The sequence below is a fragment of the uncultured Cocleimonas sp. genome (genome assembly GCF_947495625.1).
Lineage (GTDB): Bacteria > Pseudomonadota > Gammaproteobacteria > Thiotrichales > Thiotrichaceae > Cocleimonas.
In genome coordinates, this window is sequence record NZ_CANLZW010000023.1 from 1 (window position 1) to 17,466 (window position 17,466).

Consider the following 17,466-nt stretch of genomic DNA (forward strand, 5'->3'; position numbering starts at 1 on the left):
TCCTCGTCTAAATGTGTAATAAGAAAGGTAGTATACTATGTCTATCAATGGCTTATAGTCTTAATTCAACGGCATTGCCCCCCCCCCTGCACTTTTTATCTACCTCACCGAAAATTAGAGCAATTAATTGCTTATTTAATTGTAATTTTTAGAGCCATCGTAGAATTAAATAACATGCTTGATAGCTTCTTATGTCATCACTGCTTGTATATGCGATTTAAGTTTAGCTTACGAGCCACTTAAATCACTCATAAAATCATCTTCATAATAGCTCTAATCTGTAAAACAAACCGTTCTGATCATATGCTAATATACGTGCTTGTCTTCACTCCTAGTAACAATATCTAAATATTAAGTAGGACTATAGTCTTGGCGAAAAACAACATTTTTTATTCAAAAGTATTATTCATATTAGCGTTATTGCTACCTTCAATCTCGTTTGCAAACTGTATTATTAAAGTCAGAGTTTACGAGACTCCTCCTCAATACATGATAGAGAACAATAAATGGACTGGAAGGGCTGTTGAGTTGATGGAAGCACTCTTAGATGAAGCTGGCTGCAAAGCTGAATATCATAAGATGACCTGGAACAGAGCAATACTGGAACTAAAAAAAGGAACCATCGATGCTATGATGAATGTTGGGTTTAATGCTGAGCGAGCCAAATTTTTCCATTATATAAATCCAAATTCAAATGAGACAAAAGTTTTACTTGTACGAAAAGATAGTAATTTCCTCATTAATTCACTCGATGATTTAAAAAATCTACCTAACAAAATTGGTTATGAAAAAGGTAATATATTTGATAAAAGGTTCACTCAAAAATTAAATTCTGATAAAGATTTTAAAAACAATTTATATCCGCACCCTTCAGTCAATCTAACAGAAATGGTCTACTTAGGACGACTATCTGCTGTATTAAGAATGAAAGAAAATGCGAGATATGAACTTAAAATTCATCCAAAATACTCTAAAGAATTGGAGATACACCCATTTCATGTATCAAGCCTACCAACTTTTTTTGCTTTTAGTAAAAAATCCATTTCCCAAGAAATGCTACTTAAATTACAGCAAGCAAATATTCGCGCACTTGCTAGCGGTAAATATAAAACAGTTATAAACAAGTGGGACAACTAGCTTTACGAAGGATATTTGTAATGCCCCCCCCCTACTAGCCTTGAGCTTGCTATTTCGTTTTTTGAAATGGACAACTCATGTATGCTAAAGCTTAGAACTAGCTCGCCGATAGGCGATACTAGATTTTACCGTGTATTTAGGCACTTATTCCGTTTATAGTACGCCTTTTGACTGAATACGAAGCACATCAACAATGATCATTATGTACGGCATCAAAAATTGCGACACAATCAAAAAAGCGCGCAGTTATCTGGAAAAAAATAACATCCCCTATGAGTTTAAAGATTTTCGCGAAGATGGTTTAAACCCAGTGCAATTACGCGCATGGATGAAAGAATTAGGCTGGGAAAAAATCATCAATAAGCGCAGCACAACCTGGCGCAATCTCCCAGACGAAACCAAAGAAAACATGAATGAAACTCTGGCTTTAGTCGTTGCAGAAGATCAACCAACGATTATTAAGCGACCTGTTTTAGAACTTCCTGATCAGGTAATGGTTGGTTTTTCTGAAAAAACCTATGCCACTTTGCTGTAAAATATTCACATGTCTAATACCTTAAATCTCACAAAAGAACTGATCTCCCGCAAGTCTGTAACACCGAAAGATGAAGGCTGCCAGGATTTACTCATCGAGCAACTTGAGCCCATTGGCTTTGTTGCCGAGAAACTCAACTTTGGCGAAGTCGAAAATATCTGGCTACGCAAAGGCACAGAAGCACCTGTTTTTTGCTTTGCAGGTCATACTGACGTTGTACCAACGGGCCCATTAGAAAGCTGGGATAGTGATCCTTTTTCTGCTGAGATACGTGATGGGAAGTTGTTCGGGCGTGGCACCGCAGATATGAAAGGTAGCATCGCCGCATTCACTGTCGCCTGCCAACGCTTTGTCGCAGACTACCCCAATCATAAAGGCTCAATTGCCTATTTGATAACCAGTGATGAAGAAGGACCTGCCACGGACGGTACGGTCAAAGTCATAAAAACACTGGAAGAACGCAACGAAAAAATTGACTGGTGTTTAGTCGGCGAGCCATCATCTACTAACGAAGTGGGTGATGTCATCAAAAATGGTCGCCGCGGATCTCTCGGCTGCTGGTTACAAATTAACGGCAAGCAAGGTCATGTGGCGTATCCGCACTTAGCAGAAAACCCCATTCACTTAACGGCTCCAATGTTAGAAGAATTGACTGCCATGGAGTGGGACAAAGGTAATGATTTCTTCCCGCCTACAACCTTTCAGGTATCGAATTTAAATTCGGGTACTGGCGTGACAAATGTTATTCCTGGAACCTTGAAAATGATTTTCAATTTCCGCTTTTCTACGGAAATTACACCAGAAGAATTACAACAACGCGTTGAAGCCCTTCTCGATAAGCATAAGCTCAATTATGAAATCAAATGGGTTTTATCCGGCATGCCATTTTTAACGGCGGAAGGAAATTTGGTTGATGCCGCAGTCTCTGCAATTAAAGAAGTGCGTGGAATTGATACCGAACTGTCAACCAGCGGTGGAACATCGGATGGACGCTTTATCGCGCCTACAGGTGCTCAGGTGTTGGAACTTGGGCCTACCAACGCAACGATTCACCAAATTAACGAATGTGTCGGAGAAGATGAATTAGAGCAGTTAGAGAATATCTATTACGCGATGCTAAAGAAGTTACTCGCTTAAAAATACTTAAAATATTAATGCTAGGGAGGTGAATAGGTCACCCCCCTAGTTTAGAGGCGTTTTTTAGAAATCTTTACCCAGCATTTCTTCTTTAAGGCTAGTTTGCGCTGGCTTACCAGACAACCAGATTCCAAATAAAGCCTGTTTAATCGGTAATCCACGAACAACAGTAGTTTGTTTTTTATTCTTTAACACTTGTGTTCCACCGCCCGGCGTATAAACCAAGTCGAATACATCACCTTTATTCACTTTTTCTGTAAAAGCAGCCTTCAAAAGCTGATCTATTTGTGGCTGAATCGGTGCAGTATTTCCACCTGTAGAATTATTGAAGCCAGTAATTAGTGCTTTTTTCATTTTATCTGCACTAGCAAATCCAGAAAGTACTTTCATGCGAATTGCCATCGGCGCGTTTGCCGCAACGATTTGTTTGGCATCGCCACTTTTTTTCTGTAGATAAAGTCCTGCACGGTAAACAGAAATTACAAATTTGGTTCGGGTTCCAACGCCATTCAAAACGAGTTGTTGTCCGCCCGCTGACAACGTCTTTGGCATATCAGCTGCAGAAGTAACTGAATAAGGTAGTATCAATAAGATAAAAGAAAGGAATGAAAGTGACAATAGTCGCATGTAAGTCTCCAGTGTAATATATGATTATTTTTGTAAGCTTTTAACCAGCTTATTTAGTGAGTAATAAACTCGCTTAGCTTTGTTCATAAAACTCGAATATGATTATAGGACATATTTACAGCGATATAGCACCTGACCAGCCTCCTTGTATTTTTTCTCAAATAAAGTCAAAGGTTTAAAAGACTCGCCGACATCAATCACCTCAACGCCAGAACTTTTCACGCCCTCTAACCCGCTATATGCAAGGGCCTGACAAAACTCGTCTGCATAAACTTTCCAATTGGTCCGCAGTTCGACCTCTCCTCCTAACGACAATAAAGACGGATAGGCAGGATGCGCGTGCCAGCGACGTTTCAAATGTTTGGATTTAGGATATGGGTTAGGATATAAAATGGTGTGCTTTACTGTTTTCCACCCCGCTCTTTGCGCCAACATCCAGAAATCAGCACAATCTGCCTGAACTAAAATCGCATTCTCAGGAACGTAGTCGTCATATTGTTTCGATAACCTAACCTCCGAACGATCTATCCCAATGACTAATGCATCTGGATTCTGTTTAGCGATTATTCGGGTACTTACTGCAGTCCCACAAAAAGAGTCTATAAGTAGGGGGGTGCCTTTAGCTAATGCATTTTCTACTTGCTGCTCAATTTTGCTAAAAGCAACTAAAGTGTGTTCCGCAATGGGTTTTCTATAGCTATTCCCAAAATGCTTACGCACTATTTTTTCAAGGTTTTCGTGAATACCTTGCTGTGCATCAGTGATCGCGCGGGAGTTATTTTTATGGTTTTCCATGTATCTGTTTGAGTAATTCTATATCAACGTAATCATAGCCCATTGCGTCACCCTCTATCACTGTAAAAGGCGAATTAGGCTCACCATATTGATCCAATACCAGACTGGCCCCAGTGAAATCATCGTCTTTGGTGTAATCGTTAATGGTAATAATGGTTTTAATATTTGCCGATAATGAGGACTTGATCCCATTAATTGAATCTTCAAATGCCAGACAAGCTTCTGCTTTAATATTCATCTGTTGCAACGCCCAGTTATAAATATCAGGCGCTGGTTTTTTAGCAGGGACGATATCCCCTGCTGCGATTACTTCAAACCAATCGATGGATTCTTTACCTAAGGTTGACGAAAGTAGATAGGTCACATTTTCAGGTGTGGTGGTCGTAGCAATTGCCAAACGCAATCCTGCTTCTCTTGCTGACAGAATCAATCTTTCCACACCTGATCGCAAAGGAATAGCGCCAGATTTAAGTAACTCTAGATAAAAATGCGTTTTACGCTTATGTAAATTTGCAGCAAAAGTGATGATATCTTCTTCAAGCTTGAAATCATTCAAGTATTTTTCGACGTAAAACCGAATACGTTCTTTCCCACCCGTCACTTGTAATAGTTCACCATAAAGCTCTGGCGTCCAATCCCAATCCAGCCCTGCTTCGGTAAATGCTTGATTGAAGGCAATTCGATGACCATCTCGCTCGGTATCAGCCAATGTTCCATCAACATCAAAGATTAACGCTTCTAACTTACTCATATATACACTGTCTCAGTACTTATTATGAAGGAAACTTTACTGGAGCATGCATCTATAAGCCATATAGCTTATGGGTAAGCGATTTATATCTAATTGTTATTAGCTACAAACAAAAAAGCCATCGTAGATACGATGGCTTTTTTGGTGTGTTTCTGTAAGAAACAGTAAACGTTGTAAATTAACGTTTAGAGAACTGAGTCGCTCTACGTGCTTTACGAAGACCAACCTTCTTACGCTCAACTTTTCTTGCATCACGAGTTAAGTAACCCGCTTTCTTTAATGTTCCGCGTAGGCTTTCATCGTACTTTAGTAATGCACGTGCAATACCTAAACGAATCGCGCCAGCTTGACCACTGTCGCCACCACCTTTTACTGTAACCATAAGGTCAAAACTTTCACTGTTCTCTGTAGTAACCAATGGTTGCTTAAGAATCATGTGAGCTGTTTCACGTCCAAAGTACTCTTCAAGCGGAAGCTTGTTGATTACGATGTTACCCGTTCCTTTGCTCATGAAAACACGCGCTGAAGAAGATTTGCGACGTCCGGTTCCGTAGTATTGTGTAGTTGCCATGTTTTTTAAATCTCTAATGCTAGTGGTTGCTGAGCGTGATGATTGTGCTCAGGACCTGCGTAAACTTTTAATTTTCTGTACATCTCACGACCTAAAGGACCTTTTGGAAGCATTCCTTTAACTGCAAGCTCGATAACACGCTCAGGCTTGTCATCTAACATCTTACCTAAAGATGCTTCTTTCAGATTACCAACATAACCTGTATGTCTGTAATACATCTTGTTCTTTAGCTTATTACCAGTCACGTGAATTTTTTCAGCGTTAACGATAACAATATAGTCACCTGTATCAACATGAGGTGTGTAAGTAGGCTTGTGCTTGCCGCGCAAACGTAAAGCTACCTCACTTGATAAACGTCCAAGTGTTTTACCATCAGCATCGATGACAAACCAGTCACGTTTTACTTCAGCAGGTTTAGTACTAACTGTAATTCCCATTTCAATTCTCCAGAAATGAAGGTCTATTCTTGCAAATAGCCAATGACCGCTCGACACGATCATCAACTAATAAATTATGAATGAACTGATTACTCTGTATCCTGATGTATAAAATATACAAAAGATTCTCATAAGCATGCAGATTCAAAGAACGCGACATTTTAGGAGAATCCCACCCAGTATTCAAGCAGTACTTTCAATTAAATCCTTTTTTTTACTAATAAAAAGAACATCTGCATTAAATATAGATTTAAAACCTAAATAATATCGTTTATTTGTTGCGGATTATTTCGCTATATCAAGTTTCAGAGTAGACAATGTATCTTCGCGAATACTCATAAATAAATTTTCATGAGATACAATCGATATACCATAAGAAGGAATAATCTCTTTAACTCTGCTTTGCCATTCTTCTGTAGCGAGTCTATCGGCAAAACATTCTTCAATCGTCTCTAAAATAATAGGGACAAGTAATGAAGCGCCCGGAGATGCACCTAAAAGCGCCGCCAGGGTACCATCAGAAGAATGAACGACTTCAGTACCAAATTCGATCTTACCGCCATTCTCTTCACACTTCTTAATAATTTGAACACGCTGCCCTGCTGTTAATAAGGTCCAGTCTTCTTCTTTAGCTTCTGGATAATATTCGCGTAAGGCTTTCATGCGCGCACCTGATGACTGGAAAGTCTCCTTGATCAGATACTTGATCAAATCAAAGCTTTTCATCCCGACTCTCATCATTGGCCAAATATTATCCAATCGAATAGATTTAAATAAATCCAGTACTGAGCCTTTCTTTAAAAACTTTGTCGTAGAGCCCGCAAATGGTCCGAATAACAATGCCTTTTCATCACCGATGATTCTGGCATCTAAATGCGGCACCGACATCGGTGGTGCGCCTACGGAAGCTTTACCATACACTTTTGCCATGTGGCGCTTAACAATTTCTGGATTCTTACACACCAGGAATTGCCCACTGACCGGGAAACCACCATAACCATTTCCTTCTGGAATGCCTGATTTCTGTAACAAAGGTAGAGAAGCTCCACCAGCACCAATAAAAACAAAACCTGCTTTAATATCGTAATGCTCAGAAGTCACTTCATCTTTTAATGAAACGGTCCAACGCTTATCGGCATCTTGCTTCAAATCTTTCACTGAAGTGCTTAGCAACAAGTCAAAATGATCTTGCGTTTTCATATGCTCGATCATTCCCATACTAACCGCAGCAAAATTAACATCGGTGCCATATGGAACTCGTGTCGCCGCAACTTTCTGCGAAGTATCTCTGCCTTCCATAACTAAAGGCATCCACTCTTTGATTTCTTCAGGATCTTCTGAGAACTCCATTGCTGCAAACATTGGATGTCCAATAAGTGCTGCATGACGTTTACGCAAAAACTCTACATTATCATCTCCCCACACAAAACTAACGTGCGGTACGGGATTAATAAATTTAGTAGGCTCAGGCAATGCTCCCAATTTTACTAAATAAGACCAATATTGAAGACTTACCTCATATCTTGCATTAATACCGTAAGCTCTTTCAACATTCACACTGCCGTCTGGCTGTTGAGGGGTATAATTAAGCTCACAATAAGCCGCATGACCTGTACCTGCGTTATTCCAACCATCACTACTTTCCTGCAATGGTTTATCAAGACGCTCAACAATAACAACGGATAAATCAGGATCCAACTGCTTTAGCATAGAGCCAAGTGTGGCACTCATTGCTCCTGCTCCTACAAGTAGAATATCAACTTTTTTAATCATAATTATTTTTATACACTGGTTTATTTAATAGTTGACGTAATAGTAAAGACAAGATTGACTCTTTTCCATTTATTCCTTGAATAATCGGATTAAAAAAGAAGAGCACAACCATTAAAAACTATATTTATCAGCATCATAGAAGAACCCATGCTTACCTAATAATAATTATCACTTTTTCAATAGCAACAAATTTTATTCGAATAAAACGAGTTAACATAGTAAAACCATGGGTATATATATGTTCGAAGTGGATAAAATATGGTGATTCACACATATTTCAGCAAAAAAAAAGCAGCCCTAAAATGAGCTGCCAAATACCACCAAAGGAGGATGGAGGGGATCAGTTGTTTAACTGAATATGGGAATATAATAATACTCTTATATACTAATGTCAAATTTTTTTAAAAAAATAAAAATATTATTATTTGGGTCTAAAATACTTTTTTTCTCGTTTCTATTAATAATCTAAAACGGTTATGTCCTCTCTTATAAGCTAAACTAAAAAGACAGTATAATTAAAGACATAACATGAAATATAAGGAATAGATTCGTGTTTAATAATTTACGTAATTCGCTTTGGAAAAATATCGTTGACTGGCTTAACGATATCCCAAAAAGTAATCAGAACATGCAAGCAATCAATAATTATGAAGATATGCTTTGTAATTTACGTCCCGCAGACGTTATTTTATTTGAAGGTAAAGCACGTGTTAGCGAAGTTATAAAAATTATTACCCTTTCCCCATGGACGCACGCCGCACTTTATATCGGCAAGCTCAACGAAATTGATAACCCCGAAACACTATCAATTATAAAACAACATTACGATGGCGACCCAGACGAGCACTTAATTGCTGAATCCCTCTTAGGCTTTGGGACAGTTATTAATAAACTCTCTGATTATAAAAACGATAACTTAAGGGTTTGCCGACCAGAAGGATTAAGTCCTGAAGACCAGAATGAAGTTGTGGGATTCGCTGCGGAACATTTAGGTATTGAATACGATGTACGTCAATTACTCGATTTAGCGCGATTCATGTTCCCCTATGCCATATTACCCAGACAATGGCGCTCTTCCCTTTTTCAGCATAATGCAGGAAAACCAACCAATATTGTTTGTTCCAGCATGATTGCGCGATGCTTCCACAGCGTTAATTATCCAATACTACCCACGATAGAGGGTGATCATAAAGACCGCCTTAAATTCCATAAACGCAATTTCCGTTTATTTGTGCCATCAGATTTTGATTACTCACCTTATTTTGACGTACTAAAATTTCCAGCCTGGCCAATATCCATAAGTCAAAGTTACCGGAATTTACCGTGGCACGAAGAACAATTAGGAACAGCATTAAAACCACACGTTATTTGTAATGATGACCGTAATACTGGCAGTGATGATAAAATCAACGATGCTACTGATCAGAAAAATGATTTAGTTGGTGTCACAAATACTGCAACAGTTACAATGAAAGAAAACAACACAGATAGTAAAAATTCATCTACCGGCTTTCTAAAATCTTTAATTAAAAAAAGAACAAAATCAGAAACTATAAACAAATTACCTACCTAGGAGAAAAACCATGCTTTGGTTGTTAGCACTCATAATTATAATCGGGGTCATTGGCTATCTACGCTCATCCTTGAACCATGCAAGTTGGGCAATCGGTGCATGGCTTGTCATCAGTGCGTTCGCTGGCGCTTTATTTAGTTGGCTCTGGATAATTTGGGTCCCGGTCCTGCTGATTATCACTCTGATTAATATCCCAAGCTTACGTCAGTCACTCATCAGTAAACCGGCGATGAAATTACTTAAAGCCAATCTTCCAACCATATCGAAAACAGAACAAGAAGCACTGGATGGCGGAAATGTCTGGTGGGATGCCGAGCTATTCTCTGGAAAACCTGATTGGACACGATTACGCGATCTATCTTCAAGCTCACTCAGTAAAGAAGAACAGGAATTCATCGACGGCCCAGTAGAAACATTGTGCGGAATGTTAGATGACTGGAAAATCACTCACGAGCTACATGATTTACCCACCTCAGTTTGGGATTATATAAAAGAACAACGCTTTTTTGGCATGATCATCCCCAAAGAATACGGCGGTTTAGGCTTTTCAGCCCACGCTCACTCACAAGTTGTGATGAAAGTTTCAGGCCGAAGCATTACTGCTGCTGTAACCATTATGGTACCGAACTCACTCGGTCCTGGTGAGTTATTGATGAAATATGGCAATAAAGATCAAAAAGATTTTTATCTTCCTCGTCTCGCAGTGGGTAAAGATATCCCCTGCTTTGCATTAACAGGTCCAGAAGCAGGCAGTGATGCAGGATCTATTCCAGATATCGGCATTGTCTGTAAGCAAGAATTCAATGGTGAAGAAGATGTTCTTGGCATTCGTCTCAATTGGGAAAAACGCTACATCACCCTCTCCCCTGTTGCCACGCTATTAGGTTTAGCCTTCCAGCTTTACGATCCTGACAATCTATTAAGTGCAGATATTGAAAGAGAAGGCGATCACATCGGCATTACCGTTGCCCTGATTCCTACCAATACACCAGGCATTGATATTGGCAAACGCCACTTCCCTCTTAACAGTCCATTTATGAATGGCCCTAATTGGGGTAAAGACGTTTTCATTCCTATGGATTGGCTCATCGGTGGTGTTGATAATGTCGGTAAAGGCTGGCGCATGCTGGTTGAATGTCTTGGTGAAGGACGCGGTATTTCATTGCCGGCTCAATCTACCGGTGCTGCCAAGTTGGTCACTAGGTACACAGGTGCGTACGCTAGAGTCCGCAGACAATTTGGTCTCCCAATCGGTGTTTTCGAAGGCGTGGAAGAACCACTCGCAGAAATACTGGGTAATACCTACATCATGGATGGCGCGAGAAAACTAACAACCACCGCATTAGACCAAGGTCAGAGACCCGCAGTAGTAACTGCCCTACTCAAATATCAACTTACAGAGCGTATGCGTGTTGTCATTAACAACGCGATGGATATTCAAGGTGGATCAGGCATATGCCTTGGCCCATCGAATCTTATAGGTCGTGGCTATCAAGCAATTCCTATAGCTATTACGGTTGAAGGCGCAAATATCCTTACGCGCACGCTAATCGTGTTTGGGCAAGGAGCAATACGTTGTCATCCTTATCTATTAGATATTATGAAAGCAACGCAAGAAGATGATCTTAAAACACTCGATGATAAGTTATTCTCACACATCGGATTTGTTGTAAGCAATCTATCTCGCAGTGTCTGGTTCGGTTTGACTAATGCCGTATTTGAAGTACCTGGCACACCATTAACACGTCAATATTATCGTCGCCTCACACGCTTAAGTGCAGGTTTCGCATTATTGTCTGACTATGCTCTGTTAACACTGGGAGGAAGTCTAAAACGTAAAGAGAGACTCTCAGGTCGATTTGCAGATATCTTAGCCAATATGTACCTATGTTCAGCCGCACTGAAGCACTTCGAAGACCAAGGTGAGCCAGAAGCTGATTTACCGCTTCTCCACTACGCTTGTCAGTCAACCATGCACGATGCACAACAAGCAATGTTAGCGGTTTTCTACAACTTACCTATTTCACCCATTGCCAAAACCTTGCGCGCATTAATGTTCCCATTCGGCAAGCCCTACTCGCCACCTTCGGATAAGTTGATTCACGAAGTAGCGCAACTGGCTTTAAGTCCGTCTGCTACCAGAGATCGTTTAACCGAAGGTTGCTATTTAACGGATGACCCAAATGATCCCGCTGGCAGAATCGAACACGCATTTAATCTGGCGATTAAAGCGGAAACCTTAGAGACCAAGTTCAAAAAACTCATGAAAGAAGATAAATTGAGCAGCAGAACACACGAAGAACGCATGCAAGAAGCAGTAGAGAAGAAGCTATTGACCGAGGCAGAAGGCGAACAATTACATGAATTATGGTTAGCGACTAGAGAAGCTATTCGCGTTGATCACTTTACCAGCAAGGAATTAAACCGTGCCTAAAAACTCTAAATCAAAAACCAGCTCGCAAGCAAGACCTGTTTATCTTGTCGATGGAGCGCGCACGCCATTTCTAAAAGCACCCGGTGCACCTGGCTTATTTAGTGCGACGCAACTTGCACTTGGCGCAACTAAACCGTTAATGCTAAGACAGCCATTTGAAGCATCTGATCTGGATGAGGTTATTTATGGTTGTATGATGCCGAGTGAGGACGAGGCAAATATCGCACGTGTAATCGCATTACGCATGGGTGGTGGAGATAAACTCACGGCCTTCACTGTCCAACGCAACTGCGCCTCAGGCATGCAAGCCATCGATAATGCAGTGAGAAATATCTCACACGGTTATGCCGATATGATTATGGCTGGCGGTGTGGATGCAATGAGTAGAGCGCCATTATTACTGCGACAAGACATGGTGCACTGGTTAGCCAACTGGAATAAAGCAAAATCTGCAGGCGCAAAGATCAAAGCACTGGGTAAATTAAAAGGCCGTTACTTCGCGCCCATAATTGCGCTTCTGCGTGGTTTAACTGATCCTGTAGTGGGTTTGAATATGGGTCAAACTGCCGAAAATCTGGCGTATAAATTCAATATTAGCCGTGAGCAAATGGACGAATACGCGGTACAAAGTCACTTGCGCTTAGTCGCCGCGATGGAAGCAGGTTCGCTTGAAGAAATCGAAGCGATTTATGATGATTCAGGAAAGATGTTTGATGCAGATGATGGCGTTCGACCTGATAGTTCGGTAGAAAAAATTGCCAAACTCAAACCTTTCTTTGATAAACCTTATGGAAAAGTGACACCAGCAAATAGCTCACAAATCACAGACGGTGCAACCAGTTTAATCGTTGCCAGCGAAGATGCAGTCAAAAAATACAAGCTTTCACCTATCGCCAAATTAAGTCCTGCTCAATGGGCAGGATTAGACCCGGCACAAATGGGTTTAGGCCCAGCGCACGCAATTGTAGAAACACTGAAATTCCATCATCTAATTATGGAAAATATAGATTACTGGGAAATCAACGAAGCCTTCGCTGCGCAAGTACAAGCCTGCGTGCTGGCACTGAACGACACAGAATACTGTAAGAATGAATTAGGCTTACTCAAGGAAGCAGGAAAAATCCCGATGGATAAACTCAATGTTGATGGGGGTGCAATTGCACTCGGCCATCCGGTAGGTTCGAGTGGTGCTCGCATTGTGCTTCATTTGGCGCATGTGCTTAAACGGGAAAATGCCAAGAAAGGCATCGCATCACTTTGTATTGGTGGTGGTCAAGGTGGATCAATGTTGGTGGAGGCGGTATGAGCAACAGTATAGAAAATAACAAAAACACTTACAAAAACCTTTCACTCTCTGTTGAAAATGAACTCGCATGGTTAACACTCGATGTTAAAGACGAAGCAGCAAATGTGATTAACCCTGATGTTGTTGCAGAACTATCAAAAGCCTGTGATGAAGTCAAAGCCATGTCCGGCATAAAAGGCTTAATTATTCATTCGGGCAAACCCAGCGGCTTTATCGCGGGTGCCGATGTGAAAAAATTCACCGAAGTCACCGACACGACACAAGCCTTGGTGTTTATCCACGCAGGTCAGGCTGCCTGTCAAAAAATTGAAGACTTGCCGATTCCCACTGTGGCGATGGTTCAAGGTTTTTGCATGGGTGGCGGTTTAGAAATTGCATTGTCTTGTGACTATATTGTCACTGACGATTCGCCATCGACCAAACTCTCACTACCCGAAGTCAAACTAGGCATTCACCCTGGCTTTGGTGGCACGGTTCGTTCGATTCGCCGTATGGGTGTATTAGCCGCTATGCCATTGATGCTAACGGGTAGAAATGTATTACCTCGTCAGGCTAAGAAAATGGGACTCACGGATTTATGCGTGCCATTACGCCAGCTGAAAGCCTCTGCGATTCAAACGGCTTTACGCAAACCACCGAAACAACAAGCGCCCAAATCAGCAATGTTGCTAGAAGCTGGTCCGATGAGAAAACTAGTCACGATGCAAATGCGCAAACAGGTAGCCTCAAAAGCCAAGCAAGAGCACTACCCTGCCCCTTACGCCTTAATCAATATTTGGGAAATGCACGGCAGCAAAAGCAATGATATGTATGCTGCTGAAGCAGAGTCTGTTGCGCAGTTAGCGATGACTGAAACTGCACAGAATCTGGTACGCGTGTTCTTCTTACAAAATCGTTTAAAAGCCTTGGGTGATAAATCACTGTTTTCACCGAAGCATGTACATGTGATAGGTGGTGGCGTGATGGGTGGAGACATTGCAGCATGGTGTGCAATGCAAGGTTTCAAAGTCACCATTCAAGACCTTAGCCAAGATGCATTAGGTCGTGTCGTGGGTCGTGCTGTCAAAGGCTTCAAACGCCGTTATCGCAAAGACAAATTTCGTATTATGAGCGCACAAGATAATCTCATCCCTGATATACATGGCCACGGAATTAGCAAAGCAGATGTCATTATCGAAGCCATTTTTGAAAACCTGGAAGCCAAGCAAACGATATTCAAAGACGTCGAAGCCAAAGCCAAACCCGATGCAATCATCGCGACCAATACCTCCAGTATTACGCTAAATGAAATTGCCGGAGTAATGAAAAACCCAAAGCGTTTAGTTGGCCTGCACTTCTTTAATCCCGTGTTTAAAATGCCGTTGCTGGAGATCATCTATACCCCTGACAAAACCGATCCTAAAATCATAGAATTGGCTCAATCGTTTGGCGCGCATATTGGCAAACTGCCGTTACCTGTTAAAAGCTCACCGGGCTTTTTGATCAATCGTATTTTGATGCCTTATATTCTTGAAGGCGTAACGATTCATCAGGAAGGTGTTCCGGCTACAGTTGTAGATAAAGTCGCTGTCGATTACGGCATGCCAATGGGACCGTTAGAGCTGGCTGATACTGTCGGTCTGGATATCTGTTTGCACGTGGGGAAAATTCTTGCGGATAAAGTCGGCGTGACCTTGCCAACCACTCTGGATAGTGAAGTAGAATCCGGTCGATTAGGTAAAAAATCAGGACAAGGTTTCTATAATTGGAAAGCAGATAAGAAAATTAAGGAAAAAAACGCCCCAAAGTGGGGGGGTGACCTTGATCAATTAGAAAAGCGTCTCATCGATAAGTTTTTAAACGAGTCACAGAAATGTCTCAATGAAGGACTGGTAGAAGACGCTGATTTACTCGATGCTGGCGTGATTTTTGGTACAGGCTTTGCCCCGTTTAGAGGTGGGCCAATGAATGTGATTAAAAACGCTGGATAAGAACTCATTTTTAGAAGAGATCTTTAAACTACAATTCAGCGGATAAGCCCTTGCGTTGCTCGGCAATCAAAGGCTTATTCGCTGGCTCTCCAGAATCCATCACCACCTGATACAAACCCTGTACCAACATTGCGACTTTTTCGTAATCGATATCGTTTTCAGGGACATGCTTGAGTTTGGATTTGGACGCACTTCGGCCCTTTCCTCCTTTTGGCTCATTCTTAGTTCTAAGTTCAGCCGTATCGCTCATCAACACTGCGGGATAGCCCATTTTCCAATAGTTTTGGTGGTCGACCGATTTCGACCCTAATAGATTTTGCGGAATACTCTGCGAATAAAGCGGTAATTTCGATACCCGTTTAAAACTGCGCTTCAATTGCCTGACTTCGGAAAAATCCGTCAAACGTCCGGTGAGATTGATGTAATTCCCCTGCTCTGGATAAAACAGTTTCATAAAATTATACGGATGTTTCTGGCTTTGCTTATCCGAGTTATAGATACCGACGCTGTCCAGCGACACCATCAGACGCACTTCTTTTCCTGAATCTTTCAAAGACTCCGCATGAATATAACTTCCTGTAGTTTCGATGCGGCTCGATTGATTACTGGATAACGGATAGGCCACCAAAACTACTCGTAGCGGCAACTTCTCTGCATTCTTCGATAACTGTCTCGCTAGCTCGATTAAGGCCGACACACCCGATGCGTTGCCTTCGGTATCATGCGAACTGTTCTCCGCATCATAATGCGCGCCTATCACAAAAACTTCTTTTGAATCTGCGCCTAAATTGAGTATCACATTTTGATAATTTCCCGCCAAGGTATTAATGTACTGATACCTCACCCTACCAAGACCAATAAATTCATTTGAGATATATTTAGCGGTTTTTTTCAACTGCGCACTATCAAGTGTGCGAGGGGCATATTCATTCGTCAACATACGAACATGCCTCTCAAGCCTTTTCACATCAACTTCTGGGGCTGTATCTTCTTTGACAAAAGAAAAAATCGGTTGCGTCACCGTAAACCAGATCAATACACTTGCCACAAATAAAGCAATCAGCCAATCCGTCAGTTTACTAGCTAACCTTTTAGCGAGGTTACTAGTTTGGCTTTTGGCAAAAATATTTTGCATGAGTTAATCAATAATGAGATGAGACAGGAAGATCAATGTCTCACAGGGGTTCATTTATATTGGTTAGATAAATACTAACGGTATGTTTAGGGCGATTAAAAAAATCGAAAAGAGAGAGTTGATTAAAGATTAATCAAAGACAATGTCATCCCCCTACTTTCAGGGGCTTTTTTCCTATCAATCTCAAACTAAACTAACTCCGTTCAGCCAACTGCGATTGCAATTCCTGATACAACAGCTGTGAAAGCTCAGACGATGATGTGCCTTTTCTTTGCACCAGCACAACATGGCGATGCACTTGCGGTTCGCCAAAAGGGAATATTCTGAGATTTCTCGCGACTTCTAGCGACACCCTGCCCATAGGAACAATACCACTACCAAGTCCTGCCAGAGTCATTTGCACGATGGAATCGGTTGAATCTAGTTCCATCGCTTCGTCTACGTTTAGATGAAACTGCTTTAACGCTTTATCAATTTGAATACCTAGACCAGCGTTTCGATTGAGTCGAATGAAATGATCGGCTTCGAGGGCTTCCCGCCACGACTTTGGGTTTTTCGTTAAATCTGAAATCACCACTAGCGGCTCGCTGAAAATCGGAATTCGCTCCATAGATTCAGGTAACTCTGTCGCGTCACTGACAATTGCAGCATCCAATTCTTTGCGCATTACCCGCCGCATCAAAACTTGCGACTGACCTTCTTCGATGCGCACCCTTACCTCGGGATAACGCCTTACCAACGAACGTAATGTTTCGGGTAATAATGACGGGGTGATACCATTGATTGAACCTATCGATAATCGACCACGAATCGTACCCTCAGCCGCGGTAGATTTGAAATCATCAAACTCCTCTACCAGCTTACGCGCGCGCTCTAACAATGACTCACCCATTGTATTTATTCGGGGTGGTCGCAGTGAACGATCAAACAATTGTAGATTTAACTCCTCCTCCAATTGTCGGATTTGCTGACTAACCGCTGCGGGTGTAATAAACAATAACTCCGCCGCGTCCGCAAACGAATCGGCTTCCGCTACGGTTATTAACGCTTGTAAATGTCTCATCTCCATAGATTAAGTATAGATTAATCTATATATGAATAACTATCTTTTGATTTGAGTTCTACTAACAATTTATACACGTTTGATTAACTGCATTCATATAAATTACACATTGAAGACAATCACGAAAACAATCAAAGAGTTCGCGCCTTATTTAGTAATTATTACTGTATTGGTCGCTTTTAATTTACCGTTTTTATTGACCTGAGTTAAAACTAAATAACA

At 41.3% G+C, this 17,466-nt stretch carries 15 protein-coding genes; 7 read left to right on the forward strand and 8 right to left on the reverse strand.

Annotated elements, in window-relative coordinates:
- The first annotated feature begins 369 nt into the window (after positions 1-369).
- The 3 genes from Q1A31_RS13300 to dapE all read left to right on the forward strand — a co-directional run bounded on the left by Q1A31_RS13300 (position 370) and on the right by dapE (position 2,809).
- Entirely contained in the window at positions 370-1,137 is a 768-nt protein-coding gene (locus Q1A31_RS13300; protein WP_299877435.1) for an ABC transporter substrate-binding protein, read from the forward strand.
- A gap of 193 nt (positions 1,138-1,330) precedes the next feature.
- Complete coding sequence (locus Q1A31_RS13305; protein WP_299877437.1) at positions 1,331-1,672, forward strand: ArsC family reductase; 342 nt, start codon at positions 1,331-1,333, stop codon at positions 1,670-1,672.
- 3 nt (positions 1,673-1,675) lie between these two features.
- Positions 1,676-2,809 (forward strand): succinyl-diaminopimelate desuccinylase, encoded by a 1,134-nt coding sequence (gene dapE, locus Q1A31_RS13310; RefSeq protein ID WP_325809886.1) that lies wholly within the window; start codon positions 1,676-1,678, stop codon positions 2,807-2,809.
- 63 nt (positions 2,810-2,872) lie between these two features.
- Here dapE and Q1A31_RS13315 read toward each other — a convergent pair whose 3' ends face one another.
- The 6 genes from Q1A31_RS13315 to mqo form a co-directional block, all read right to left on the reverse strand.
- Positions 2,873-3,436, reverse strand: a complete 564-nt coding sequence (locus Q1A31_RS13315; RefSeq protein ID WP_299877440.1) for a chalcone isomerase family protein — start codon at positions 3,434-3,436, stop codon at positions 2,873-2,875.
- Between the two features lie 102 nt (positions 3,437-3,538).
- Positions 3,539-4,231 carry a tRNA (guanosine(46)-N(7))-methyltransferase TrmB gene (locus tag Q1A31_RS13320; protein WP_299877443.1) on the reverse strand — a complete coding sequence of 231 codons (693 nt, stop codon included), beginning with the start codon at positions 4,229-4,231 and terminating at the stop codon, positions 3,539-3,541.
- Positions 4,218-4,982, reverse strand: a complete 765-nt coding sequence (locus Q1A31_RS13325) for an HAD family hydrolase (RefSeq protein WP_299877446.1) — start codon at positions 4,980-4,982, stop codon at positions 4,218-4,220. The genes Q1A31_RS13320 and Q1A31_RS13325 overlap by 14 nt, the downstream gene beginning before the upstream one ends.
- Positions 4,983-5,160: 178 nt before the next feature.
- A complete protein-coding gene (rpsI, locus tag Q1A31_RS13330; protein WP_131903970.1) occupies positions 5,161-5,553 on the reverse strand; it encodes a 30S ribosomal protein S9 in 393 nt (130 codons plus the stop codon).
- A 5-nt stretch (positions 5,554-5,558) separates the two neighbouring features.
- A complete protein-coding gene (rplM, locus tag Q1A31_RS13335; protein WP_299877452.1) occupies positions 5,559-5,990 on the reverse strand; it encodes a 50S ribosomal protein L13 in 432 nt (143 codons plus the stop codon).
- 285 nt (positions 5,991-6,275) lie between these two features.
- Positions 6,276-7,763 (reverse strand): malate dehydrogenase (quinone), encoded by a 1,488-nt coding sequence (gene mqo / locus Q1A31_RS13340; RefSeq protein WP_299877456.1) that lies wholly within the window; start codon positions 7,761-7,763, stop codon positions 6,276-6,278.
- Between the two features lie 550 nt (positions 7,764-8,313).
- On the opposite strand from mqo, the gene Q1A31_RS13345 reads away from it, so the two are divergent.
- From Q1A31_RS13345 to Q1A31_RS13360, 4 genes are read left to right on the forward strand one after another with little or no spacing between them, the layout of a single operon-like run.
- Positions 8,314-9,336, forward strand: a complete 1,023-nt coding sequence (locus Q1A31_RS13345) for a YiiX/YebB-like N1pC/P60 family cysteine hydrolase (protein WP_299877459.1) — start codon at positions 8,314-8,316, stop codon at positions 9,334-9,336.
- A 10-nt stretch (positions 9,337-9,346) separates the two neighbouring features.
- Positions 9,347-11,770 (forward strand): acyl-CoA dehydrogenase, encoded by a 2,424-nt coding sequence (locus Q1A31_RS13350; RefSeq protein ID WP_299877462.1) that lies wholly within the window; start codon positions 9,347-9,349, stop codon positions 11,768-11,770.
- Positions 11,763-13,076 (forward strand): acetyl-CoA C-acetyltransferase, encoded by a 1,314-nt coding sequence (locus Q1A31_RS13355; RefSeq protein ID WP_299877465.1) that lies wholly within the window; start codon positions 11,763-11,765, stop codon positions 13,074-13,076. Before Q1A31_RS13350 ends, Q1A31_RS13355 begins: the two co-directional genes overlap by 8 nt.
- Entirely contained in the window at positions 13,073-15,046 is a 1,974-nt protein-coding gene (locus Q1A31_RS13360) for a 3-hydroxyacyl-CoA dehydrogenase NAD-binding domain-containing protein (RefSeq protein WP_299877468.1), read from the forward strand. The genes Q1A31_RS13355 and Q1A31_RS13360 overlap by 4 nt, the downstream gene beginning before the upstream one ends.
- A gap of 28 nt (positions 15,047-15,074) precedes the next feature.
- Here Q1A31_RS13360 and Q1A31_RS13365 read toward each other — a convergent pair whose 3' ends face one another.
- Both Q1A31_RS13365 and Q1A31_RS13370 read right to left on the reverse strand, forming a co-directional pair.
- Entirely contained in the window at positions 15,075-15,890 is an 816-nt protein-coding gene (locus Q1A31_RS13365; RefSeq protein ID WP_299877472.1) for a M28 family peptidase, read from the reverse strand.
- Positions 15,891-16,374: 484 nt separating this feature from the next.
- A complete protein-coding gene (locus Q1A31_RS13370; protein WP_299877475.1) occupies positions 16,375-17,244 on the reverse strand; it encodes a LysR family transcriptional regulator in 870 nt (289 codons plus the stop codon).
- Between the last annotated feature and the right edge of the window lie 222 nt (positions 17,245-17,466).